Source organism: uncultured Rhodococcus sp. (assembly GCF_963525155.1).
Taxonomy (GTDB): domain Bacteria; phylum Actinomycetota; class Actinomycetes; order Mycobacteriales; family Mycobacteriaceae; genus Rhodococcus_F; species Rhodococcus_F qingshengii.
Genome location: NZ_CAURKP010000031.1, coordinates 17,529 through 41,472 on the forward strand (window position 1 = coordinate 17,529; position 23,944 = coordinate 41,472).

The 23,944-nt window shown below is 63.4% G+C and carries 23 protein-coding genes and 1 pseudogene; 9 read left to right on the top strand and 15 right to left on the bottom strand.

The features are described from left to right. Positions 1 to 4 precede the first annotated feature (4 nt). The 4 genes from RWT78_RS09690 to RWT78_RS09705 all read right to left on the bottom strand — a co-directional run bounded on the left by RWT78_RS09690 (position 5) and on the right by RWT78_RS09705 (position 3,325). Positions 5 to 1,126, bottom strand: a complete 1,122-nt coding sequence (locus RWT78_RS09690) for a glycoside hydrolase family 76 protein (protein ID WP_003944321.1) — start codon at positions 1,124 to 1,126, stop codon at positions 5 to 7. Between the two features lie 57 nt (positions 1,127 to 1,183). Next, on the bottom strand, positions 1,184 to 1,876 hold the full coding sequence (locus RWT78_RS09695) for a TrmH family RNA methyltransferase (RefSeq protein ID WP_314675481.1): 693 nt from the start codon (positions 1,874 to 1,876) through the stop codon (positions 1,184 to 1,186). After that, on the bottom strand, positions 1,876 to 2,475 hold the full coding sequence (locus tag RWT78_RS09700) for a DUF6636 domain-containing protein (RefSeq protein WP_003944380.1): 600 nt from the start codon (positions 2,473 to 2,475) through the stop codon (positions 1,876 to 1,878). Before RWT78_RS09700 ends, RWT78_RS09695 begins: the two co-directional genes overlap by 1 nt. 67 nt (positions 2,476 to 2,542) lie before the next feature. Next, complete coding sequence (locus tag RWT78_RS09705; protein ID WP_314675482.1) at positions 2,543 to 3,325, bottom strand: SDR family oxidoreductase; 783 nt, start codon at positions 3,323 to 3,325, stop codon at positions 2,543 to 2,545. A gap of 34 nt (positions 3,326 to 3,359) precedes the next feature. On the opposite strand from RWT78_RS09705, the gene RWT78_RS09710 reads away from it, so the two are divergent. Further along, on the top strand, positions 3,360 to 3,803 hold the full coding sequence (locus RWT78_RS09710) for a hypothetical protein (protein WP_007726759.1): 444 nt from the start codon (positions 3,360 to 3,362) through the stop codon (positions 3,801 to 3,803). A 4-nt stretch (positions 3,804 to 3,807) separates the two neighbouring features. Here RWT78_RS09710 and RWT78_RS09715 read toward each other — a convergent pair whose 3' ends face one another. Together RWT78_RS09715 and RWT78_RS09720 are read right to left on the bottom strand one after the other, a co-directional pair. Continuing rightward, on the bottom strand, positions 3,808 to 4,521 hold the full coding sequence (locus RWT78_RS09715; RefSeq protein WP_007726757.1) for a lysoplasmalogenase: 714 nt from the start codon (positions 4,519 to 4,521) through the stop codon (positions 3,808 to 3,810). Between the two features lie 49 nt (positions 4,522 to 4,570). Continuing rightward, complete coding sequence (locus RWT78_RS09720) at positions 4,571 to 5,251, bottom strand: 1-acyl-sn-glycerol-3-phosphate acyltransferase (protein ID WP_003944312.1); 681 nt, start codon at positions 5,249 to 5,251, stop codon at positions 4,571 to 4,573. 63 nt (positions 5,252 to 5,314) lie between these two features. Between RWT78_RS09720 and RWT78_RS09725 the strand changes: the two genes are divergently transcribed. From RWT78_RS09725 to RWT78_RS09735, 3 genes are read left to right on the top strand one after another with little or no spacing between them, the layout of a single operon-like run. After that, positions 5,315 to 5,878: a TetR/AcrR family transcriptional regulator gene (locus RWT78_RS09725; protein ID WP_118602852.1), complete on the top strand. Its 564-nt coding sequence runs from the start codon at positions 5,315 to 5,317 to the stop codon at positions 5,876 to 5,878. 33 nt (positions 5,879 to 5,911) lie between these two features. Continuing rightward, the gene (locus RWT78_RS09730) at positions 5,912 to 6,355 is read left to right on the top strand and encodes a MarR family transcriptional regulator (protein WP_314675483.1); all 444 of its coding nucleotides are present in this window, start codon (positions 5,912 to 5,914) and stop codon (positions 6,353 to 6,355) included. A gap of 23 nt (positions 6,356 to 6,378) precedes the next feature. Beyond that, a complete protein-coding gene (locus tag RWT78_RS09735; RefSeq protein WP_003944384.1) occupies positions 6,379 to 7,635 on the top strand; it encodes an MFS transporter in 1,257 nt (418 codons plus the stop codon). A gap of 51 nt (positions 7,636 to 7,686) precedes the next feature. On the opposite strand, the gene pyrE is transcribed toward RWT78_RS09735, so the two are convergent. From pyrE to clpB, 5 genes are all read right to left on the bottom strand, one after another. Further along, positions 7,687 to 8,220 (bottom strand): orotate phosphoribosyltransferase, encoded by a 534-nt coding sequence (gene pyrE / locus RWT78_RS09740; RefSeq protein ID WP_003944385.1) that lies wholly within the window; start codon positions 8,218 to 8,220, stop codon positions 7,687 to 7,689. 98 nt (positions 8,221 to 8,318) lie between these two features. Beyond that, entirely contained in the window at positions 8,319 to 9,119 is an 801-nt protein-coding gene (locus RWT78_RS09745) for an SDR family oxidoreductase (RefSeq protein WP_037131478.1), read from the bottom strand. A 46-nt stretch (positions 9,120 to 9,165) separates the two neighbouring features. Beyond that, on the bottom strand, positions 9,166 to 10,068 hold the full coding sequence (locus RWT78_RS09750; protein WP_075835187.1) for a hypothetical protein: 903 nt from the start codon (positions 10,066 to 10,068) through the stop codon (positions 9,166 to 9,168). A gap of 86 nt (positions 10,069 to 10,154) precedes the next feature. Then, on the bottom strand, positions 10,155 to 11,135 hold the full coding sequence (locus tag RWT78_RS09755; RefSeq protein WP_314675484.1) for a hypothetical protein: 981 nt from the start codon (positions 11,133 to 11,135) through the stop codon (positions 10,155 to 10,157). A 158-nt stretch (positions 11,136 to 11,293) separates the two neighbouring features. Next, positions 11,294 to 13,846: an ATP-dependent chaperone ClpB gene (gene clpB / locus RWT78_RS09760; protein WP_007726750.1), complete on the bottom strand. Its 2,553-nt coding sequence runs from the start codon at positions 13,844 to 13,846 to the stop codon at positions 11,294 to 11,296. 182 nt (positions 13,847 to 14,028) lie between these two features. On the opposite strand from clpB, the gene RWT78_RS09765 reads away from it, so the two are divergent. Both RWT78_RS09765 and RWT78_RS09770 read left to right on the top strand, forming a co-directional pair. Further along, positions 14,029 to 15,225, top strand: coding sequence for an FAD-binding oxidoreductase (locus RWT78_RS09765; protein ID WP_007726748.1), 1,197 nt, complete (start codon positions 14,029 to 14,031; stop codon positions 15,223 to 15,225). A 16-nt stretch (positions 15,226 to 15,241) separates the two neighbouring features. Beyond that, entirely contained in the window at positions 15,242 to 15,988 is a 747-nt protein-coding gene (locus RWT78_RS09770) for an FAD-binding oxidoreductase (protein WP_003944435.1), read from the top strand. Between the two features lie 3 nt (positions 15,989 to 15,991). On the opposite strand, the gene RWT78_RS09775 is transcribed toward RWT78_RS09770, so the two are convergent. After that, positions 15,992 to 17,152 carry a globin domain-containing protein gene (locus RWT78_RS09775; protein ID WP_314675485.1) on the bottom strand — a complete coding sequence of 387 codons (1,161 nt, stop codon included), beginning with the start codon at positions 17,150 to 17,152 and terminating at the stop codon, positions 15,992 to 15,994. Positions 17,153 to 17,387: 235 nt separating this feature from the next. On the opposite strand from RWT78_RS09775, the gene RWT78_RS09780 reads away from it, so the two are divergent. Next, complete coding sequence (locus RWT78_RS09780; RefSeq protein WP_314675486.1) at positions 17,388 to 18,575, top strand: nitric oxide synthase oxygenase; 1,188 nt, start codon at positions 17,388 to 17,390, stop codon at positions 18,573 to 18,575. 6 nt (positions 18,576 to 18,581) lie between these two features. Here the strand turns inward: RWT78_RS09780 and RWT78_RS09785 are convergent, their stop codons facing one another. Next, positions 18,582 to 19,967 carry a CitMHS family transporter gene (locus RWT78_RS09785; RefSeq protein ID WP_209922071.1) on the bottom strand — a complete coding sequence of 462 codons (1,386 nt, stop codon included), beginning with the start codon at positions 19,965 to 19,967 and terminating at the stop codon, positions 18,582 to 18,584. A gap of 93 nt (positions 19,968 to 20,060) precedes the next feature. Then, positions 20,061 to 21,113 carry a tripartite tricarboxylate transporter substrate binding protein gene (locus tag RWT78_RS09790; RefSeq protein ID WP_058038573.1) on the bottom strand — a complete coding sequence of 351 codons (1,053 nt, stop codon included), beginning with the start codon at positions 21,111 to 21,113 and terminating at the stop codon, positions 20,061 to 20,063. A 112-nt stretch (positions 21,114 to 21,225) separates the two neighbouring features. On the opposite strand from RWT78_RS09790, the gene RWT78_RS09795 reads away from it, so the two are divergent. Both RWT78_RS09795 and RWT78_RS09800 read left to right on the top strand, forming a co-directional pair. Continuing rightward, positions 21,226 to 22,878, top strand: a complete 1,653-nt coding sequence (locus RWT78_RS09795; protein WP_314675487.1) for an ATP-binding protein — start codon at positions 21,226 to 21,228, stop codon at positions 22,876 to 22,878. Further along, positions 22,875 to 23,558: a response regulator gene (locus tag RWT78_RS09800; RefSeq protein WP_209922077.1), complete on the top strand. Its 684-nt coding sequence runs from the start codon at positions 22,875 to 22,877 to the stop codon at positions 23,556 to 23,558. Before RWT78_RS09795 ends, RWT78_RS09800 begins: the two co-directional genes overlap by 4 nt. A 24-nt stretch (positions 23,559 to 23,582) precedes the next feature. Here RWT78_RS09800 and RWT78_RS09805 read toward each other — a convergent pair. Beyond that, positions 23,583 to 23,944, bottom strand: a pseudogene (locus tag RWT78_RS09805) (acyl-CoA synthetase); the annotation flags it as partial.

Genomic DNA, 23,944 nt, shown 5'->3' on the forward strand with positions numbered 1-23,944 from the left:
AAGCCTAACGCTTACGCGGGTATCCAGCCGCCGAGACGACAAATGCCGCCTCCATGAGCATCCACCCACCTACCTGCACCGAGAGGTCTCGCTCGGGCACGCTCGACGAGCGCACGGTTCCGGCGGCGAAGGTGGCGATGTCGCCGGACAGACTCGGCAACTGAGCATCCTTGGTCCAGTCGTGCCCGAACAGCGGCAGACCTTCGATCTGCAGTCTGTTGTTCCAGGCCGCTTCCGCGGAGGACAGAACGATCTGCGCTGCGAGTTCGCGCGCTCGCAGGTCCTCGTGAGTCTCCCAGGACAGGTTCACCACCACGAACGCGAGGTAGCGAGCCAGGATTGCGTTGAACAGTCCGCCGTCGCCTCCGCCACCGCCCGTGATGACTCCGTACTCGGTCATGCCGTCGTACACGGCGTCGACGAGTTTGTGGACTCGCTCGCGGTGGCGCGGTTCGCCCAATCGTGTCGACAACTCGGTTTCCAACCCCAGCGTGACGCCCTGACAGTACGAATAGATCGCGCGCTCGAGGGTGCCGTCGCGGCGGATACCGTCGAAGATCAGTCCGGAGTCCGGATCCCGCAGTGTCTCGTCGATCCAGTCGGCCGTTGCCTGCGCACGCCAGAGTTTTCCGGTGCGCGCCAGCATGATTCCGGCGGGTCCGTTTGCCGGTGTGTTGTAGAAATCGGAGCCTTTGCACCACGGAATACCGCCGCCGTCGGCCGGGGACCACGAATCGAAGAGTTGCGATTCGAGCGCCTGAACCGCGGTTCGGTGATCGACCGAGAACATGCGTTGCGCACGTTCGAGCGAGAGGCCCAGCCACGCCATGTCGTCGTAGTAGTTGTTGGTCCACGCCGAGACGTTGCGGACCCGCACACTGCGGGCAACCTTCGCGACCCGGCGACGACGCTTGGGGGTCGGGTCACGTTCGAGTGCGTCGATCGCAGTATCGAGCAGGTGCGCTTGCCACCAGTAGTGCCACGGCTTGAACATCCGCTCGCGTCGAACAGCAGGCCAGGCAACCACGCCGAGTGCTGTCCGGGGCATTCCCCACAGGCGCCGAAGGTGACGACTGACTATCGCGCCCTCAGCCGCATCGGCCCGCTCTGCCCACACTTCCTGCATAACTACCTATCCTGTCTGGTCGAGGCGCTACACGCTAGCCGGAATTCGCGAGCGAGATCAGCGGGAATCGGCGAGATCGGCATGCTCACGTACCCACGCGTGCATCGCGATGCCGGCCGCGACACCGGCGTTGATGCTGCGAGTCGAACCGAATTGTGCGATCGAGACCGTCATGGACGCAACCTCTTTCGCATGATCGGTCACTCCGGGGCCTTCTTGACCGAACAGCAGGATGCACTCCCGCGGCAGGCTTGCCGTTTCCAGCGGCACCGACCCCGGGGTGTTGTCGACGGCCACGATCGTGAGTGAATTCTCACGGGCGTACTCGACGAGCTCGCTGATGTCTGCGTGGTGAACGATGTGCTGGTATCGATCGGTCACCATGGCGCCCCGCCGATTCCAGCGCCGACGCCCCACGATGTGGACCGCGGCCGCGGCAAACGCGTTGGCCGTGCGGACCACCGTGCCGATGTTGGCGTCGTGCGCGAAGTTCTCGATGGCGACATGCATCGTGTGACGGCGCGAGTCGATGTCCTCGACGATCGCTTCCCGCGTCCAGTACCGATACTCGTCCAAGACGTTTCGACGATCACCCTCGGCCAGAAGTACCGGGTCGTAGCGCGCGTCGGTCGGCGCTTCCGTGTCGTGCTCCTCGGCCCAGGGTCCGACGCCGTTGGGATTCTCGCCCCACTCGGTGGGTCCCGGTTCACTGGCCCCGCCGGACACGTCGTCAGCTGCGACTTCGGTCATCAGAACACCTCGTTGGAATCTGCAGCCACGGTGAAGCCGTGCGTGGTCTGATCGTTGACACACGAGACGTCTGTCGCGGTGGTCGTACAGGTGAAACCCAGTTTGCTCAGCGGTTGACCGGCCGCCAACACCGGATCGGCGTCGGGGCCGCCAGAGGTGTACACCTCTCCGCCCGAACACATGAAAGCACCCTCACCCTCGTCGGTGACGCGAATACCGTTGCCCCAGTTGACCATGCAGCTCTCCGGCCGCGGCGGAACGGGAGTGGTCGTTCCCTCGCACCCGGCTTCGATTCTGGTGGGCAACTTGATGATGCCGCACTGGAAGTTTCCGTCTGGAGTGGTGAAGTAGTACGACTCGTTGCGCTCGAACTGCACGTCCGTGAGTGTCGTCGTCGGTGGCAGCGTCGTGGTCGGTGGTTCGGTGGTCGTGGGGACGACGGGCGCGACGGTGGTGGTTGTCGTCGGCACTGCGGTAGTGGTGGACGAACTGGGCTGCGCCGCTACGGTCGGCGCTGAATCCGCCTCCCCGCTGCACCCTGCGAGCACGAGCGCCGACCCGACGCCCAACAAGACGAACCCCACCCGAACACGAACCACCCGACTACCTCCACACACGTCATCTTGGCCCAGCAACAGCCGACAGTGCACTCTATCGTGTGGTCGACTAAGTGCTGGTGACGCGCTTGTTCATCAGCCGTGAGAGCCACGCGGGCGAGAACCGCGACGCGCTGAGGAAGAGCTTCGCCTGAGTTCCGACCGGGTAGTGAACCTTGTGCATCCGTCCGGCGCCGCGTGTGGCCGCCCACAGTTCCTGCGCGACGTCGGTTGCAGTCAGCTTGATACCCAACGATCTGGTGGCTCCGGTGTCCATTCCAGTGACCATCGCGGTCTGGACGAACAACGGCCAGAGCGCGAGAACACGGATGTCGCGCTGTGCCCATTCCAGATCGAGCGCCTCGGTCAGGCCGCGGATCGCGAACTTGGTTGCACCGTACGTCGCCAGTTCGGGCTGGCCGTAGATCGCCGAAGCGGAGCACAGATTGACCACCTGGGCGCCGACGGTATCGCGGAGGTACGGGAAAGCCGTGTGCGTGCCGTTGAGGGTGCCGGTGATGTTGATGTCGACCATTCGGCGATGCGCCGCAAGAGAAATATCCTCGAACCGTCCCGACGAGAGCACGCCCGCATTGTTGATCAGGATGTCCAGACGCCCGGACTCCCCGGCAAAATCGGCCAGACACTGCGCCCATCCCGCCGGATCGGTGACATCCAGGACACCCGTCACGACGCTGCCGCCGAAACCGTCGATCTCGGCCTTCAAGGAGGCAAGGCCGGCGTCGTCGATGTCGAACGCGCCGACGCGGTATCCGTTGCGCGCGAACAACAGCGACGTCTCCCGCCCGATTCCAGCCGCAGCACCGGTGATGAAGACGTTCGGTTCGCTCATCCGGTCAGGCTATCCTGGATGTGGAGGAAATCTGATGAATCACCGTCGCGTCGTACACACCGTATGTTTCATCGCGGTGGGGTATCTGATCGTGCTCGCCGTGTGGCTCGGATGGCTGGTCGAGCACACTCCGCCTGGCACGCTGCCCTATCAGATCGGCGGGCTGCTCGCCGCTTTCGGCTCGGTTCTCGGATTCGGAATGGCATGGGCCAACCGCCCGACCCGCGCCGAGCGCAAACTCGAAAAGCACGGCCTCGAAGGGTGGGCACGAATCGACACCGTCACGCCCCTGCGCCGAACCGTCGACGGCGAATTGGCCAAGCTCGCACTCCACCTCACGGTTCCAGGTTCCGATTCGTACTCGGGCCGGATCGAGTACGAGATCCGACCCGAGTACAAAGACAAGATCACTCCCGGATCCACGGTCACCGTCATGGTGGACCCGAAGAACCGAGACCGAATCATGCTGTGCCCGTGAAGGACTAGACGCTTTTCTTGCGTCCCAGCGCCAACATGCCTTCCACCAGCATCAGCTGCGCTCCCGCGTACGACGCCAGGATCACACCCTCGGCAGCAGCGCGGCCGGCGGTCCCGCGGATGAACAGACGACGCACCACGATCAGTCCGTCGGATGCGGTGAAGAGCACTCCGCCCAATCCGAGCCAGGAGCGTCGATCCTTGTTCGGGACGACTACGTCGAGCACGGCCTTTGACTGCGGTGCCAGAGCGGGGTCCGCCGACAACGTCGAGGTGGTTCCCAACATCAATCCGTATCCGGTGAGCGGCGTCGACACGCTCGGGGCCTTGGCACGGAGCAGTCCGGACGCCGTCGACCAACCGCTGATGCGGGGCCGCAGGGCAGCGCGGGTCGGCCGAGCGCCGCGCCGCAGCAGGAGCGCCGAGTAACTGGCCTGCATCACCGCGAACGAGGACGCGCCCTTGATCAGACGAGCATCGTTGTCCGGGTCGATCATGAACACGTCGCCGACAGTTGCAGCGGCGAGACCGGCCAGAAGCAGTGCGGTATCGGCAGTTTCCGTCTCCGAGCGCTTGCGCAGCACTCGGGCGGCCAGAGCGGGTGCGATCAACGGCTTCGCGATCTGCTGAACCCGCTCGTTACCGACTACTGCCCCGACCACTGTCGCTGCCGTCGCCGCCGCAAAAACTGCGTGCTCGATGCCCCACTTGCCCGCCATCACAATCCTCCTGTTGGTTACACGTCCAACAGCGACCGTACTGTGTCACTCAGGCGGCATCGCCGGATTTGACGTCCGCGCCGTAGACATCGACGTATTCCTGCCCCGACTGGTCACAGAGCACTGCCATCAATTCGTCCGTCGCCGCACGCACGACGGCCTGGTAGCCACGAAGTTCGCGGTACCGAGAGAAGTCGATCGGCTCCCCTACCGTGATCCGGACCTTGCTGAAGCGCCACATCCGCGTACCCGGCGGGTTGACTGCGTCGCCGCCGTGTACGACGACGGGAATGACCGGCGCCCCGGTTTCCAAGGCAACTCGAATCGCTCCGGTCTTTCCCTTGTACAGGCAACCGTCGGGTGATCGTGTTCCCTCGGGGTAGATCCCCCAGACACCACCCTTGTCGAGAATCCCGATGGCCGTGTCCAACGCCGCACGGGAGGCGTCGGCGCCGCTACGGTCGATCGGCACCTGACCGGCCCCACCGAAGAACCAGCGCTGCATCGCGCCCTTCACACCGGTCCCGGTGAAATATTCACTCTTCGCGACGAAGGTGATGCGTCGGCGCACCATGAGAACCAGGAAGAACGAGTCGACGACTGCCCGATGGTTACCGGCGAGAATCACCGGCCCTTTCTTGGGGATGTGGTGCTGACCCTCGATCGTCGGCCGCCCGAACAGCCAGAGGACCGGGCCGATCAGGACGTATTTGAACAGCCAATAGAGCACAGGGCATCACCTTTTCCGTCTAGTAGACAGTGTCTACGACGAGAATAGTAGACACTGTCTTCCATGACTGTCAGCAGCCTTCGCGAAACACTCGTCGCCACCGGCGTCGAGATTCTCGATGCCGACGGCGCCACAGACCTGACGCTACGGGAGATAGCGCGTCGGGCGGGCGTGTCGCACGGCGCCCCGCGGAGATACTTTCCGACCCACAACAGCCTGCTAGCCGCAATTGCCTCACACGGCCTGCGCGATCTCGCCGACAGACTCGATCCCGTCCTCGCCGGCAAACAACCCGCTCGTAGCCGATTGATCTCGGCAGCAATCGAATACGTGTCATTCGCCCAGGAGCGACCGGCGATGTTCGAGTTGATGTTTCGCCACGACCTCCTCGAGGGCGCAGGCAGCAACCTCCGAGAGTCTTCTCTCCCACTCTTCGCCGCCCTGCAATCCCTGACCGAAGAGGCCGACGCCTCCGATCCCACCACATCTGCGTTGAACATCTGGACCGGAACCCACGGCATCGCAGTGCTGGCGGCAAATCGAAGCCTCGCACTCGTCGCACCCGACCTCGATGTGCCGTCGCTGGTAGCCACCGCCGTGACGGACCACCTTCCACGGACTCGTTGATTTACATAGTTAACCTATGCAATAATATTCTTCGTGACAGACGAAGAACAGCAACTGCACGAACTACTCGTCGACCTCGTGAGCAATACGCACCGCTTCGCGAAGCTGGCAGGCTCCTTCGCATCCGATCAGTACCCACGCGCCTGGCTGCGCGCACTCTCGTTACTCGAGGAATACGGCGAAATGCGGATCAGCGATTTCGCTCGACTCGACAGAAGCTCGCAGCCCTCTGCCACTGCACTACTGCGCAAACTCGGCGAGAACGGTTACGTCGAACGCCGCGTCGACCCCGAGGACGCCCGGGCAGTTCGAGTGGCCATGACGGACAAGGGACGAAAGATCTTGAACGACGGTCGAAACGAGATCGCCGACGCTCTAGTCCCCCACTTCGTCGAACTCGGGCCCGAGCAGATCAAGAAACTGGCCGACGGATTGGCCGAATTGCGGTCCATCATCAAGACTTCCGATCCCAGCTGAAATACCCACCACTGAAAAAGGAGGTGGCCGTGAGCAACACGACCGCGACATCAACGCACCAGAACGAGGCTCCGCCGAGCCTCCTGAAACAACCGAAAGCGGTGTGGGCGGTAGCCTTTGCCAGCGTCATCGCCTTCATGGGCATCGGATTGGTCGATCCGATCCTCAAACCGATCGGCGAACAACTCGACGCCACACCGTCGCAGGTTTCGCTGCTGTTCACCAGCTACATGCTCGTCACCGGCGTGGCCATGCTCATCACCGGTGTGGTGTCCAGCCGCATCGGCGCCAAGAAAACACTTCTTGCAGGCCTTGCCATCATCATCGTGTTCGCTTCTCTGGCAGGCGCTTCCAGCACCATCGGCCAGATCGTCGGATTCCGTGCGGGCTGGGGACTCGGCAATGCACTGTTCATCGCAACGGCGCTCGCGGCAATCGTCGGCGCGGCCAGCGGCGGCGTGGCACGGGCGATCATCCTGTACGAGGCTGCACTGGGCATCGGTATCGCAGTCGGCCCGTTGGTCGGCGGAGTTCTCGGTGACATCAGCTGGCGCGCACCGTTCTTCGGCGTCGCAGCCCTGATGGCGGTCGCCTTCATTCTCATCGTGGTGATGCTTCCGAGCGCACCCAAGCCCGAACACCACACGTCCATCGCTGCGCCCTTCCAGGCGTTGCGGCACCGCGGGCTACTCACCGTTGCCATCACCGCGCTGCTCTACAACTACGGATTCTTCACGCTGCTCGCGTACACGCCGTTCCCCCTCGACATGGGGGCGTACCCGATCGGATTCATCTTCTTCGGTTGGGGCCTGATGCTGGCGATCTCGTCGGTTTTCCTCGCCCCTCGCCTGCAACGACGCTTCGGCACCCTGCCGATGATGATGCTGGCACTGACCCTGTTCGCACTCGACCTGGGCATGATGGCGCTCTTCACCGAGAACAAGATCGTCTTGATCGTGGGTGTCGTCCTCGCCGGTTTGTTCCTCGGCGTGAACAACACACTCATCACCGAAACCGTCATGATCTCGGCACCCGTGGAGCGGTCGACCGCCTCGGCTGCGTACAGCTTCGTTCGATTCGTCGGCGGCGCCGCTGCTCCGTGGGTAGCCGGCAAGCTCGGCGAGTCCAACGTCCACATGCCGTTCTGGGTCGGCGCGGTGCTCACCCTCGCCGCCGTATTCGTCCTGTCGAGCGGACGTAAGGTTCTCGCTCACGTCGACGACCACGATCCCGCGCCGCACAGCGTCGACGAAGCACTCGCCGTCACCGTAGGCGACTGACCCCTGTGAGTGGTTGAGGAGTGCAGGGACTCCTTAACCACTCACGGGGCGTCAGCTCAGGTTCAGATCTTCCAGGCCCAGCAGCGAGCGGTACTCGACGCCCTCGGCACCGATCACCGCATCCGCACCCGTCGCGCGATCGACGACCGTAGCGACTCCGACCACGGTGGCCCCTGCCTCGCGCAGGGCCTTCACTGCTGTCAACGGCGAATTGCCCGTCGTGGTCGTGTCCTCGACAACCAGGACACGCTTGCCGACGATGTCCGGGCCCTCGATCTGGCGCTGCATCCCGTGGGCCTTCGCAGCCTTGCGGACGACAAACGCATCGATCGGTCGGCCGGGAGCGTGCATCACCGCCATAGCGACCGGATCGGCGCCCATCGTCAAACCGCCGACGGCGTCGAAATCCCAGTCCGCGACCAGTTCACGCAGCAGCGAGCCGATCAGCGGCGCTGCCTTGTGGTGAAGTGTCGCGCGGCGAAGGTCGACGTAGTAATCGGCTTCCTTGCCCGAGGACAACGTCACCTTTCCGTGTACAACAGCCAATTCGCGCACCAGCGCAGCCAAATCCTCACGATCGCTCATGAGTGCTCAGCCTACCGACCACTGCCTTGTGTTCGGCTTCTGCCTCTGGGCTACGTCCGGCTTCCGCCTCTGAGCTACGTCCGGCTTCCGTCTCTGGGCTACGTCCGCCCGCGGCCACGTCCGACGATGTTGGTCAGCCGGCGAACCAGCCCCTTGGGAACGAGACGCCCGGCCGTCGTGAGGACCTTGTACTGGAATCCCGGAATACTGATGACCTTGTCGTCACCGAGATCCTTCATCGACGCCGCAACCACCTGGTCGACGCTCAGCCACATCGGCTTGGGGATCGTGGACATCTCGATGCCCGCACGCTCGTGGAACTCGGTGCGAATGAAGCCCGGGCACAACGCCTGCACGCGCACTCCCGTCCCGGCCAACCCGCCGGACAGCCCTTCGGTGAACGAGATGACATATGCCTTGCTTGCCGAATACGTCGAACCGCGGCCGGACAGCAGGCCAGCGACGCTCGCGACGTTGACAATCGTTCCGTGCGCCGACGCGATCATGCTGGGCAGCGCCGCACGGGTCAGCCGCATCACGGCGGTGACGTTGACGTCGAGTTGAGACTGAAGGAGCGCCGGATCGGCGGTCCAGAACTCGCCGGAGGTACCGAATCCGGCGTTGTTCACCAACACCTCGACGCCCTTCTCCAAACGAAGCGCGACCGTGTCGCGTCCGGCCTCCGACGCGAGATCGGCAACCAGAATCTCCGACTCGGTGCCGAACATCGTCTTCAACTCGGACGCGAGGTCGTGCAATCTGACCTCGTCACGTGCGACGAGAACCAGGTCGTATCCGAGGGAGGCGTATTTCTTGGCGAAACCGGCGCCGAGACCAGAGGTAGGTCCGGTCACCAGGGCAACGGGACGCACAGGGCGATCCGAGTGGGAAGTCGACATACCGGCCACGCTAGTGGTTATCGCGCCTGGACGGGAACCTTAAAGGTCAGTCGACCGGGCGAATTGTGCCCGAGCGCTGCGACGCCGGGCGCTGAGCCGGCTTGTCAGCCGCCTCGGGCTTGCGCAGCGATTGATCCGGACGTGGCGCAGATTCCCGCGGTGCGGGCTCACGCGGTGCGGACTCACGCGGTGCGGACTCACGCGGGGCAAATTCACGCGGCGGAGCGTCACGGGGCGGCTGCTCTTGACGCGAACGGGGCTGTTCTACCGGATCCGGAGTTGGGCGAGACTTCTCGGCGCCCGGCCGCGGGCGGCTCGGATCGTGATCGACCTCGAGTTCGTTGGGATCGGTGACGGGAGGCAGGACATGCAGAATGCCGGACAGGCGCGCAACCGACTCGATTGCCGCGTCCCAGTCCCGGCCGTTACTGGTCACCGGAAGCGAACCGAGCGTCCACTGCCCTTCGCTCCACAGCATGCTGATCGACGGCGGAACCGATTCGGTGAACGCCACCATGCGCTGATCACAGACGCGACGAGCAATCTCGAGGTCCGTTGCAAAAACCACCCGGGAACCGATCGCACCCAACAGGTTCAGGTCGCCGTCCTTGGGCGGAGCCGTCGACTTCAACCGAAGATCGATGTCGACGTCCGACCCGATCTCGCGGCGAACAGCCACGATGGTTGCGGTCTCTTCCAGATCGAACAGCACGAACTGTTCTCCGCGACGGCGGCCGCGGACGACGTCGGTAGCAGTCAGGTAGTCCTGTTTGGCCATGACCGCGCGGTGCCATTCGCCTGCCAGCTGATCGTCAGTGGCCGTGTACGTGTAACCCTGCGCCTTGGCCCAGATCTGACGCACTCGCCCGGATTGATCTCGCCTCGTCCTGTCGACGTACAGAAGCGCACCCGCGCCTGCGAGTGCAATTGCTGCCAGTCCGAACCACATTCCAGTCATCACCCTCCAGGGTAGCGACTCGCGGCCTCAACCTCCCGCGACACCCTGGTGGACTCGCCCGATGTGTCGTGAACGACTCAGTTGCCGAACTTCGGCAGCGACGTACTCAGAATCGTGTTGGCGGTCATCGTGCCGTTCTCCACTGGCGTTCCGTCCACGACGATGTTGTCTCCCGGTTGCAGATCGGCGATGGTGGCGCGGTTGAGCGCGATGAGCGTGGTGTCCGCGGTGGTCAGAATCGTCACCTGCGAACCCCCGATCGAATCGATGACCAACGTGCCGCCGTCGTTCGACTTCACGGTGCCGACGGCTCCCCCGGCGTCACCGATGACTTCGCCGAGCCCGCCTGGAAGCTGGCTGAGCGGAGAATCCGTCGTCGGAGTCGGCGCCGTGGTGCTGGCCTTCGGCGGTGTCGTGGTCGGCGCCTGCGTCGTGGTGGTCGGGGGAACGAAAGCGGTCTGGGTGCCCTTGTCGTTCGAGCCGAACGCCGAGAACGCGATGATCGCGATCACGGCAACCAGGATCCCGACCACACCGGCGGCCACCCACGTCGCGAGCTTGCGCTTCTTACCGCCGCCCGACGATCCATCGTCGATGAACGGCTGTTCCGGCGGAACTCCACCGCCACCACCGGCAACCGGATACTGCTGTGTATTTCCGTACTGCTGCGTGTTCCCGTACTGATCCGGGTTCCCGTACTGCTGAGCGGTGTACGGCGGATAGGCCTGCGTCGCACCAGGCGGCGGCGCCTGCGGATCGAACTGCGGGTTGTAGGCAGGGAACGCCTGAGTGGGATTCGGCTGCTGCCCCTGCTGACCCTGCTGCCCCAAGTACTCCGTGTTCTGATCCGGGCCCCCGTAGGGATACTGCTGTGCCCCCGGATACTGCTGTGACCCCGGCTGCTGACCGAAATACTCCGTCGGCTGGTTCGGATTCTGGCCGGACACCGTCCCGTACTGCTCCGTCGGCTGGTCGGGCGTACGCCCCCACACCTCGGTCGCCTCGGGATCCTCACGGCGCGGCCCACCCGAGTTACGCGGATCGTTCTGATCGGTCATGCCTGGCTCACCTTCGGTTGGGACGAAAGAGCGTCGAAGTCGTTCGGAGAGGCGCGGGTGCACTCGTCCCCGGTTCGAGCATCCAGCCATCCAGGGTAGAACAAAATGCGAATGCCCCGCCGATCCAAGTGGATCGACGGGGCATTCCGCTTACCGAATCAGGAGAGAACCAACTGATCTGCGTCCTCGCTGACACCGACGTGCACGGTGTCGCCGTCCTGGACCTTGCCGGCCAGGAGCAGCTTGGCGAGCTGGTCGCCGATCGACTGCTGAACGAGTCGACGCAATGGCCGAGCGCCGTACAGCGGGTCGTAGCCGCGCACTGCGAGCCACATCCGAGCCGCACCGTTCACCTCGAGGGTGAGACGACGCGCAGCCAGACGCTTCTGCAACTGCTCGAGCTGGATGTCCACGATGTGCTCCAACTGCTCCTCGGAGAGCGAGTCGAAGATGACCACGTCGTCGAGACGGTTGATGAACTCCGGCTTGAACGCGTGGCGTACCGCATCCATGACCTGCTCCCGCGTGCCACCGGATCCCAGGTTGGAGGTCAGGATCAAGATGGTGTTGCGGAAGTCCACCGTGCGGCCTTGACCGTCGGTCAGTCGGCCTTCGTCGAGCACTGCAAGCAGGACGTCGAACACGTCCGGGTGTGCCTTCTCGACCTCGTCGAAGAGGACCACGGAGTACGGGCGTCGTCGAACTGCTTCGGTGAGCTGGCCACCGGCTTCGTAGCCGACGTATCCCGGAGGAGCACCGACGAGTCGGGCCACCGAGTGCTTCTCACCGTATTCGCTCATGTCGATGCGGATCATCGCGCGCTCGTCGTCGAAGAGGAAGTCCGCCAAGGCTTTGGCGAGCTCCGTCTTACCCACGCCGGTCGGGCCGAGGAACAGGAAGGAACCGGTGGGCCGATTGGGGTCGGCGACACCTGCTCGGGCGCGGCGAACCGCATCCGAGACGGCGACGACGGCGTCGGTCTGGCCGACGACGCGCTTGCCGAGTTCGGACTCCATGCGGAGTAGCTTCTCGGTTTCGCCTTCCATCATCCGGCCGGCGGGGATTCCGGTCCAGGCTGCGACCACGTCTGCGACGTCGTCGGGCCCGACCTCTTCCTTGAGCATCACGTCACCGTCGGAGGCAGCTCCGGAAGCGGCTGCTGCCTCTTCCAGTTCCTTCTCGAGCGCCGGGATACGGCCGTAGCGCAACTCGGCTGCCTTGCCCAGATCGCCGTCACGCTCAGCGCGTTCGGACTCTCCTCGCAAGGTCTCGAGCTGTTCCTTCAGCACGCGCACCGAGTCGATGGCCTGCTTTTCGTTCTGCCAGCGGGTGCTGAGCTGATTGAGCTTTTCGCGGTCGTCCGCGAGTTCCTGACGCAGCTTCTCGAGCCGAGCCTTGGACGCGTCGTCGGTTTCCTTCTCGAGTGCCACTTCTTCGATTTCGAGTCGGCGAACCGTGCGTTCCACCTCGTCGATCTCGACGGGACGCGAGTCGATCTCCATACGAAGTCGCGATGCGGCTTCGTCCACGAGGTCGATGGCCTTGTCCGGCAGGAACCGCGACGTGATGTAGCGGTCCGACAGCGCGGCAGCCGCCACCAACGCGGAGTCGGTGATGCGCACGCCGTGGTGCACCTCGTAGCGCTCCTTGAGGCCGCGCAGGATACCGATGGTGTCCTCGACCGAGGGCTCACCGACGAGCACCTGCTGGAAACGACGCTCGAGTGCTGCGTCCTTCTCGATGTACTTGCGGTACTCCTCGAGTGTGGTCGCACCGACCAGCCGTAGCTCACCACGGGCGAGCATCGGCTTGATCATGTTGCCTGCGTCCATCGCGGATTCACCGGTGGCTCCGGCGCCGACGATGGTGTGCAACTCGTCGATGAAGGTGATGACCTGTCCGGCACTGTTCTTGATGTCGTCGAGGACAGCCTTGAGGCGTTCTTCGAATTCACCGCGGAACTTGGCACCGGCGACCATGGACCCGAGATCCAGGGACACGACGGTCTTGCCTCGCAGCGATTCCGGGACGTCACCCGCGACGATGCGTTGGGCAAGGCCCTCCACGATCGCGGTCTTGCCGACGCCGGGCTCACCGATGAGTACCGGGTTGTTCTTGGTACGACGCGAGAGCACCTGCACGACACGGCGAATCTCGGTGTCGCGACCGATCACCGGGTCGAGCTTGCCGCTTCGTGCGGCTTCGGTGAGGTCGGTGGAGTACTTTTCCAGCGCTTGGTAGGTGCCCTCGGGCTCCGGGCTGGTGACGCGAGCGCTGCCGCGGACGGTGGTGAAGGCTTCACGCAATGCGTCCTGGGTGGCGCCATGCCGTACGAGCAACTGTGCGACGTCGGAGTCGCCGCCGGCCAGTCCGTAGAGGACGTGCTCGGTGGAGACGTATTCGTCGTCCATCTCGGTGGCGAGGTGCTGAGCAGCAGTGAGTGCCGCGAGTGCCTCACGCCCGAGTTGCGGGGTGGAGCTTGCGCCGGTTGTCTTGGGCAGGCGATCGACGATTGCCTGTGCTTCACGGTGTACGACCGTGGGGTCGACGCCTACAGCTTTGAGTAGTGGGGCAGCGATACCGTCGGTCTGGTCGAGCAATGCGACCAGCAGATGGGCAGGCCGGATATCGGGATTACCCGCCGACGACGCCGACTGCAGTGCAGCCGTCATCGCAGCCTGGGTCTTGGTTGTTGGTGTGAACGAGTCCACTTGTCACCTTTCTGGCGAAGTCGAACGGGAAGAGCCGCGACCGGTTGGTATTGCGACTGTGTCAATATGCTCAACGCGGACAAACTTGAGTCTATTCCGCTCAAGTTTGTTTTCGCCAGGCCGAGTTGGTTTCGTAGGTCACATTTTGAGCCGTACTAGAATTGTGGCGAGAGTTGCAGCTGGTGCGAAAGGGGGATGGATTGGATCCGACAGTGATCGCCCGTCTGCAATCCAGCCTCGATTCTCTGACCGACGACGAAGAGAGCCGTGCGCACTTCTCGGCAGTGTTCTACACCGGCCTCTTTGCGGAACATCCTCTGTACCGCTCATTGTTCCCGGCCGGGATGGAATCGCAGGGCCACCGTTTCTTCAGAGCGATCGAGTTCGTCGTCAAGAACCTTCCCCAGCATCGTCGGATCCGGAAGTTCCTCACCCAACTCGGCCGCGACCACCGTCGCTACGGCGTCGAGCGTGAGCACTACGAGGCCGCCGGCGTCGCTCTGAAGCGCGCGGTTCGGTCGATGTACGGCACGAGCGCGCACAGCCGCTACAAGTGGACGCCGGAGCTGGACGAGGCCTGGTCTCAGTTCACCGACCTCGTCGTCGGCACGATGGCCGACGGCGCCGAATCCGATACGACCCCGGCGCTCTGGGGCGCAACCGTGGTCAGCCACGAACGAGTCCTCGACGATCTGGCGATTGTGCGCCTCGAAGCCGACCCACCCATTCCGTACGGGGCGGGGCAATACGTAGGTGTTCAGATTCCCCAGCGCCCGAAAATGTGGCGGTATTACTCACCGGCGATTCCGACCAACCCTTTCGGTCAGCTCGAGTTCCACATCCGCAAGGTGTCGGGAGGATGGGTCAGCCCCGCGATCGTCAGCGAAACCAACGTCGGTGACCGCTGGGTCATGTCCACTCCCCTCGGCGGTCTCGAGGTCGACTTCACCAGCGACCGTGACGTTCTCATGATCGGGTCCGGCACCGGTATCGCTCCACTGCGGGCACAGGTGATGGAAATGTCTCAACGCGCGCACAACCCGCGCGTGCACCTGTTCGTCGGCGGCCGCTATCCGTGCGATCTCTACGACCTCGAAACCCTCTGGCACATCTCGCTCAGCAACCCGTGGTTGACCGTCGTACCGGTTTCCGAAGAACCCGAAAACCCTTGGTGGCACAACGGACCGGTGCTCGAACCACCGTTCGGAATGCACAGCCGGCTGATCGGACCGATCGGAAAAGTGGTCGCGCAGTTCGGCTCGTGGGCCGACCGCCAGGTGCAGATCTCGGGGTCACCGTCGATGATCAAGACAACCGTCTACGCCTTGCGTGCCGGCGGAACTCCGCTCGACCAGATCCGGCACGACCCGCTCTACTGACTACAGGAGAACTTTCATGGCCCAGCGAACCTGGTCGAGCACAGTCGTCGAACATCACCGTCTCCGTGAGGATCTGGCGGTTGTTCGTCTTGTCGGCGACGTCGTCCCGTTCCGACCGGGCCAGTACGTCGACGTCAGCGTCCCGCAGAATTCGCGGTTGCTCCGTCGACTCTCCCCCGCACTGCCTCCCTCACACGACGGGAAGTTGGAGTTTCACGTCAAGACGGTTCCCGGTGGTTGGGTCAGCGGTTCGATAGTCAAGGACACCCAGCCTGGTGACGTCTGGCAGATCCTCGACCCGCGCGGCAACCTGTCCGTCGACGAGAACGGCCCCACCGTCATCATGGTCGCGGGCGGAACCGGTTTGGCCCCACTCCGGTCGATCATTCTCGATCTGGCTCAGACCCCGAACCCGCCGCAGGTGTACCTCTTCTTCGGTGGCCGAACGCTTCGTGATCTCTACGCTGCGGACATGCTGTGGCTGCTCGCCGACCAGTTTCCGTGGTTGCAGCCCATTCCTGTCGTCGAAGATCTCTCCGACGGCGGCCCGCCCGACGGATGGTTCGACCGGTTGAACGTCGACATCGGATTCGGCGACGATCATCTCATCGAAGGCACGCTCGCCGACGTCGTCGCGTCGTACGGTGCGTTCACCGAACATCAGGTCTTGGTGTGCGGATCGGCGGCCATGGTTCGGTCGACGCGTGATCGATTGATCGAGGCCGGAACGCCGGCCGAGGTCATTCAGTTCGATCCGTACTGACGGTCAGTACGTCGGGTCGTTGCGAACGGTATCGACGTCGATGCCCACTGCGCGAAGCCTGAATTTGGTGCTGTTGACCATGGATTCGCTGCCGACGACCTGGATGTCGTAACCCGCCCAGTCCCCGAACGAGGTCACGACCTTACCGACCTTGCCGACGATGCGCCGCTTCATGCCGATCGGCGGCAGTGGCTCCGCTTCGGTGTGCCACCACGGATTCTCGTCTTCTTCGGAGACCGGGATGATCGTGAGCCACGGGTACTTCTCTGCCAGCTTCCACAGATGTGGAAGGTCGTAGAGATCGCACGGATGCTGTCCGGAGTAGAACAGTTGGACCTTGCGGGTGTTGCCGCGTCGGATCAGCTCGAGTATCTGAGCGCGCAGCGGAGCCACTCCGGTTCCCGACGCGATCATCAGAAGGTCCTTGGAGTTCTCCGGAATCCCCAAGGCACCGATGGGCGAACCAACCACCCAGGTGTCACCGACAGCGGTCTGGTTCACCATGACCGGGCTGACCCACCCGCCGGTGACCTGGCGGATGTGGAACTCGAGGATTCCGGTCCCGTCGTACGGCGTGGCCGGAGAGAGGTAGCGCCACATCCGTGGCCTCGCGGCGACCTGCACGCTGACGTACTGACCGGCGCGGTACTCCATCGTCTGGTCGAGTTGCAGCCGCACGACGGCGACGCCCTTGATGACCGGGCGGCATTCGATGACCGTGGCACTCCACGCGGGCGGACCGTCTTCCGCGTTGGCGGCGTCCATCATCGCTGCCGAGATGATCGCGAGCGCGTTGCGCCACGCGCTGTCGACCTCGTCTGTCCACATTTCGGCGCCACCGAAAGTCTCGAGTGCTTCGATCAGGGCATTGCCGACTGCCGTGTAGTGCTCGTCGGTGACGCCGTACTTGCGGTGATCGCGGCCGAGGTGCGCGAGGTACTCGAGTATCGCGTCGGACTCGTCGAGGCGTTCGACGACGTGAGCGATAGCGCTGACAAGCCGGTCACGCTGCACATCCATCGCTGCCGGAAAGAACTCCCGGGTTTCGGGCGATCGAGCGAACAGGATCGAATAGAAGGTACGGGCGAGCCGTTCCGGACCATCTTCTACCGCAGCGACGGATTTGAAGCTCGACCGGACCAGAGAGATTGCTTGCGAATCCACGCTCATCCTCGTCCCGACTAGACGCGGCAAGACCCGCCGCGGAATTTCGTCTGCAGCTTATGTCACAAATGTCTGACTCGTAAATCATTCTGGACAAGTGTCACAATGCGACCCCATTTCGCGGTGTGACCGTCCCTTTCTTATTCTTGCGTGCAAGATAAACAAGAGCTTCGACACTCTCGATCGCCGAGCTAACGTTCAGCGAAATCTCAACCAGCCAAACAGGAGTCGTGCCGTGGATTTTGTTCGACAGGACGAATTGCCCACCGATAGCGGGCTTACGTCCCAGATCGCCTCCACTACCCCGACGCTGACCGAGTTTCAACGTCGGGAACTCGAGTGCGTCGAATTTTTCGACTCTCCGGAACTGGGCCACCTCCCGACGTCTCGGCGGCGTGAGGCCTTGCGTGAACTCCATCGGACCGGCACCTACACGCACACAGCGGAGGAATTGCTCGTCGGCGCCAAACTCGCGTGGCGAAACCACGCCAGGTGCGTCGGTCGCGCGCATTGGCGGACCCTCAAACTCATCGACGCGCGCGATGCCGTCACGGCTTCCGCTCTCGCCGAAGCATGCTGGGAGCACCTGCGACTGTCGACCAACGGCGGCGCTCTGCAGTCCGTCGTGACGGTCGGGCCACTCCCCCGCGAGGACGGTCAGGAGTACCGAATCCTCAGTCCGCAACTGATCCGCTACGCCGGCTACCGGCAGCCTGACGGCACCATCCTGGGCGACCCGTGGCACGTCGATCTGACTGCTCAGGTCACCGCGATGGGGTGGAAAGGCGCCGGTACGCCGTTCGACGTTCTCCCCGTACTGATTTCGGTTCCCGACGAACCCCTGCAGTACTTCGACGTCCCGACCGACCTGGTTCTCGAGGTCGAGATCGAGCATCCCGAATACAGCTGGTTCGCTGATCTGGGGCTTAAATGGCATGCCGTCCCTGCGGTCTCGGACATGAACCTCGACATCGGCGGAATCGTTTATCCCTGCACGCCGTTCAGTGGTTGGTACGTCAGCACCGAGGTAGGCGCACGCAACTTCAGCGACACCGATCGCTACAACATGTTGCCCACCATCGGAGCGATGATGGAGCTCGACATGAGCCACGACCGCACGCTCTGGAAGGACCGCGCACTGGTCGAACTGAACCGTGCAGTTATCCACAGCAACCGCAAGGCCGGCGTCATCATGGTCGACCATCACACTGTCGCAAAGCAATTCATCGATCACATCGCGCGTGAGGACAAGGCCGGGCGCAAGTGCCCGACCGACTGGTCATGGGTGAACCCGCCCATGTCCAGCTCGCTCACGCCGACGTTCCACCGCCTGTACGACGAGCCCGATCTCGACATCCGGCCCAATTTCGTGACAAAAAAGAAGAAGGGCACCGACCAAGGCCGGTGCCCCTTCCACAACTGATCGCGCTCAGAAGGGGATCTGCCCCAATCCGACGCCGACCACGAGCATCGTGATCGAGATCAGGCCCGCTCGCCACAGAACCTTCTTGTGGTGATCCGCCAGAGAAACACCGGCGAGTGTGACCAGTAGCAGGATCGCCGGGACCAGCGGGCTCTGCATGTGCACGGCCTGCCCGGTGATCGAGGCGCGCGCCATCTCCACCGGCTCGATGCCGTACTGCGCTGCAGTCTCGGACAGCACCGGCAGCACACCGAAGTAGAACGCGTCGTTGGTCATGAAGAACGTGAGCGGGATACTCAGGACGCCCGTGATGACGGCGAGGTGCGGGCCCATCGCGTCGGGGATGACCTGAAGCAGCCACTCTGCCATCGCCTCGACCATGCCGGTTCCCTGGAAAACGCCGGTCAGCACCGCTGCTGCCAGCACCATCGCGACCACCGAGACGATGCTCGACGAATGGCGTGCGATTGCTTCACCCTGATCCTTGACCGCCGGGAAGTTCACCGCGAGGGCGATCGACGACGCGATCATGAACAGCACCGGGATGGGCAGGATGTCCATCACAAGTACGACGAGAAGGATCGTCGTCAGCGCAGCGTTGAACCAGAGCAATTTCGGCCGCAAGGTGTCCCGCTTGGGGTCGAGGCCGTCGATGAATCGTCCGGTGTCGCCGCCGTCGTCCTCGGAGTCGTTCGAGCCGCCGGTGCCGGCGCTACCGGTGCTGGAACTTCCACCGTTTCCGACCTTTTCGAGGATGCGCTCAGAAGTCAGGACCAAAGTCCCGATCCTGCGGCGCTCCATGATCCCGAGGTGAATCGCGAATCCGAGCACCATGATCAGGCCGACGATCAACGACGGCACCATCGGCACGAACACGTCGGAGGGTGAGAGTCCCAGCGCGCTCGCGGCCCGGACGGTCGGGCCGCCCCACGGAATGATGTTCATCGTCGCGTTGGACAAGCCGGCGACCACCGTCAGTACAACGGGACTGACACCGAGTTTGAGGTAGAGCGGAAGCAGCGCCGAGGTCACGATGATGAAGGTCGTCGAACCGTCTCCGTCCAGCGAGACCACCATCGCGAGCACTGCGGTTCCGACCACGAGCCGCATCGGATCGTCTCGCACCATCCGCAAGATGAGCTTGACCAGCGGATCGAACAGTCCGACGTCGATCATGATTCCGAAGAAGATGATCGCGAAGAACAACAGCGCCGCGGTGGGTGCGAGCGACTTGATGCCGTCGGTGATCATGTCGCCGATTCCGAGGCCGGCCCCGGCAAGTAGTCCGAAGGCCACCGGAACCAGAGTCAGTCCCACCACCGGGGTCGCGCGTTTGGTGAGGATCAGGAACATGAACACCGCAACCATGAGGAAGCCGAGTGTGACGAGCATGATGAACTCCTTTAGTGCTGAATTGCCGAGAAAAACGGCACGGCAAATCGAGCCGGTGACCTTCGTGGAGGTGAAACGAAACTTCGGTAGTGCTCAGTTGATACCGGGCGGATCGAGTGTTGCGTCGACGAACCGGGATTGATCGGTGAGGAATGCGGAGAACTCGGGTTCGGTGAGAACTGCACTGTTCCAACCGTTTCGGCGAGACAGCTCGTTCCAGCGCGGGCTTGCCGCCAGATCCCGCACCAAATTCTGCAAGTGCTGACGCTGATCGTCCGTCAGGCCCGGCGGCGCCATGAGGCCGCGCCAATTGGTGAACGTGACGTCGACGCCAGACTCCGCCATCGTGGGCGCATCCACCGCCGGGGTACGGGCCGGCGAGCTGACCGCAAGGACCCGAACCGTGCCTGCCGCAATCTGATCGAGGTACTCACCGATACCGGTGGCGGCTACGTCGACCTGCCTCGTGAGCAGTGCGGGAAGCAGTTCGCCGCCGCCGTCGTAGATGCGGTACGGGGAGCGCGACGGATCGACGCCGACCGCCCGTGCGAACAGAAGGCGGAACAACCCGTCCGGTCCACCTTCACTCGAACCACCGCCGATCGAGATCGACGACGGATCCGCCACCCAGGCCTGCGTCAGATCGGCGAGAGTTTTGTACGGTGAATCTGCTGGAACCAGTAGCGCTTCCGGTTCTTCGACCAGCCTCGCAATCGGTGTCACGTCGGCAAGTGTGTGCTCGGACGGCAGTATCTCGAGCGAACCGAGAACTCCGAGCCCCATGACCATGAGTAGGTCGGGATTCCCGCTTTCGAGAGCCAACCGGTTGAGTCCGACGATGCCGCCCGATCCGGGCAGCACAACGACGTCGGCGTCGACGGTCCCTTCGTCGGCCAGTGCTTGCACCATGGTCCGGGCGGTCAGGTCGTAACCACCACCGGCCACCGAGGGCACCAGTACGCGCAGTTCTTCGGAACTCTCACCCGCTCGGCCACCGGCGAAGAAGGACTCGACCGGAGTGCATCCGGTCGAGAGCACGAGAGTCATCGCGCAGGCACCGAGCAGGGCGATATGCCTGCTCAGCCGCTTCGATGTGCTCATGGCTTCGTCCTTGTCTGCCGGTACCGATGTGTGAACAGGTTTCATACTGACGCACTTTGTGACTGGGGTCACCATTGGGAAAGCAAATTGATTTGTGCTCATTGTGCTCACGAACGACCGCTTTCCCGGCATCGAACTGAAGGCTAGGGTCTGGCTGGTGTCCTCAGGAAACGAGCAGGCGGAGCGAGAGAGCAAGTCGTCCCTGTTTGCCCGGCTGGTTCGCCGCCGGCACACTCTGGCGACACAACTTCTCGAACTGCAACTTCTGATCGTCGTTGCAGTTCTCGTGTGCGTCACCGCCCTCTCCCTCGCGCAGTCGTCCGCGAGTTTCCAACGCGAGGAGGGACGTCGCGCACTCTCGGCAGCGGAATCGCTCGCAGCCAATCCAGCGGTACGTGAACTACTCCCCCAGGCTCAGACTCGTCTCCGCTCCGGACTACAAGGTTCGGTCGACTCGGTGCGCGCCATCTCGGGCGTCACCTACGTCTCGCTTGCCGACGCCGACGGCAGTGTCGTCATTTCGACGCGTCCCGGTGATGTCGGCATCGACGCACGTCAGACGGAGGATCGGTCGTGGACGGGTTTGGTCGACACGCCCTCCGGCAAGGCCGTGGAGGCGCACGTTCCGATTCTCGGCAGCGAAGGAGCGATTACCGGAACCGCGATCGTCGGCATCGAGTACCCCTCGATCTGGACACGGCTGCTGCAGTCTGCACCGAATCTCCTGGTATACCTCGCGGTGGCATCCCTTCTCGGCGGCGTCGGGTCGATCCTGTTGGCCCGCAGGGTAAAACGGCAAACCCTCGGCATGGAAGCCGGCGAGATCCTGGACCTGGTTCGCCAACGTGAAGCAATGCTGCGTGGTCTCAAGGAAGGTGTCATCGCATTCGACGCGCAGGGAAAGGTGGTGCTGATGAGCGACAGTGCCCACCAACTCCTCGACATCCCACGCGGCAGTGCCGGCAGATCGGTGCGGGACCTCGGTCTCGACGACCGCCTCCAGAGTGTACTGACCTCCGGCACAACCGAATCCGATCAGTTGGTTCTTGTCGGCGATCGCCTGCTCGTCCTCAACACCGTCTTGATCGAATCGAAAGGCCGCACCATCGGGTCGGTCACCACTTTCCGCGACCGCACCGAATTGCGCTCCGTGGAAGAAGAACTCGACGTGACCAAAACCAGCACCGACGCACTACGCGCCCACATCCACGAGTTCGACAATCAACTGCACACCATCTCCGGCCTCATCCAGCTCGGCGAATACGACGAGGTGGTCGGCTACGTCGAAGGTCTGACCATGGAGCGCGCGCAGGTCAGCGCGACCGTGACCGAGAAGATCGCCGACGTCGGCACCGCCGCACTCGTGATCGCCAAGATAGGCGCCGCTGCACAGGGGTTGGTCACGATCGAGCTGGCGGCGGACACGCATCTGGAGACGGTGGACCGCAGACTCGGACGAGATCTCGTGACAGTGGTCGGAAACCTCGTCGACAATGCCATCGACGCCGTCGGTGAGATGCCGGAAGCCTCGCGCCGCAAGGTTCGGTTGTCGATTCGGGGCCGTGGCACCGCGGTCGAAGTTCGGGTCGAGGACGCCGGCCCCGGTATCGCGCCGGAGAATCGCGACAGGGTGTTCGGCCAGGGTTGGAGCACCAAGGGACAATCGAGCGACGGACACGGTTTCGGTTTGGCGCTGGTGCGCCTGACGTGTCGTCGGCGGGGCGGCGACGTCACCGTGAGCACTCGTTCGGCAGAGGACATCGAGTGGACTGTCTTCACCGCAGTCCTACACGACGGAGAGGGCACATGATCCGGGTACTGGTGGTCGACGACGACTTCATGGTGGCGAAGGTGCACAGCGGATTCGTCTCGCGGATAGACGGTTTCGAAGTGTGCGGCGTTGCCCATTCGGCCGAGACCGCACTGGCCGCAGTCGGTGAGTTGCAACCCGACCTGGTTCTTCTCGACGTCCACCTGCCCGGCACCACCGGACTCGATCTGATCGCCCCGTTTCGCGAGCTGGCACCGGAGCTGGATGTTCTTGTCATCACTAGTGAGCGTGAGGCCGGCTCGGTCAAGAAAGCGCTGCGCAGCGGCGTCGTGCATTACCTGATGAAGCCCTTCACGTTCGAGGTTCTCCGTGAGCGTCTCGAGCGGTACCGATCGACATATGCGAATCTCGACAGCTCCGGCGAAGCAGAACAGACAGCAGTGGACGAGGCCTTCGGTGTGGCAGGTGGAGCGCCCGGGGCGTCGTCCCACAAAGGTTTGCCCAAAGGACTCAGTCCTGAGACCCTTCAGCTGGTCGAGGCAGCACTTCGAGACGAAACCGAACCCGCCTCGGCCACAGACATTTCCGAGAGGGTCGGTATCTCACGCGCGAGCGCGAGGCGCTACCTCGAATACCTCTACGAGTCCGGGCGGTCCACCACCTCGCTGAAATACGGAGTGGTGGGCCGCCCGGAGCGTCGTTACGTCTGGAAACGCTGACCCTTCGCTACACGACGCTGGCGCCTAGACCGCGCGGGCGCTGGTCTCCCAGTACCGCGCGCGCAGCGCCTTCTTGTCCAGCTTGCCCAGCGGTGTCAGCGGGAGTGATTCCACGAAGTCGATGCTCTTGGGAGCGTGAACCGAACCCTTGGCTGCCTTCACCTTGTCGACCAGTTCCTCGGTGTCGACGGTCAGTCCGGCACGAAGTACGACACAGGCCTTGACGGCTTCGCCCCACTTGTCGTCGGGCACACCGACCACCGCCACCGACGCGACAGACGGATGCGCCGAGATCACGTCTTCGATTTCGCGGGGGAACACGTTGAAACCACCGGTCACGATCATGTCCTTCTTGCGATCGACGATGGACATGAACCCGTCCTTGT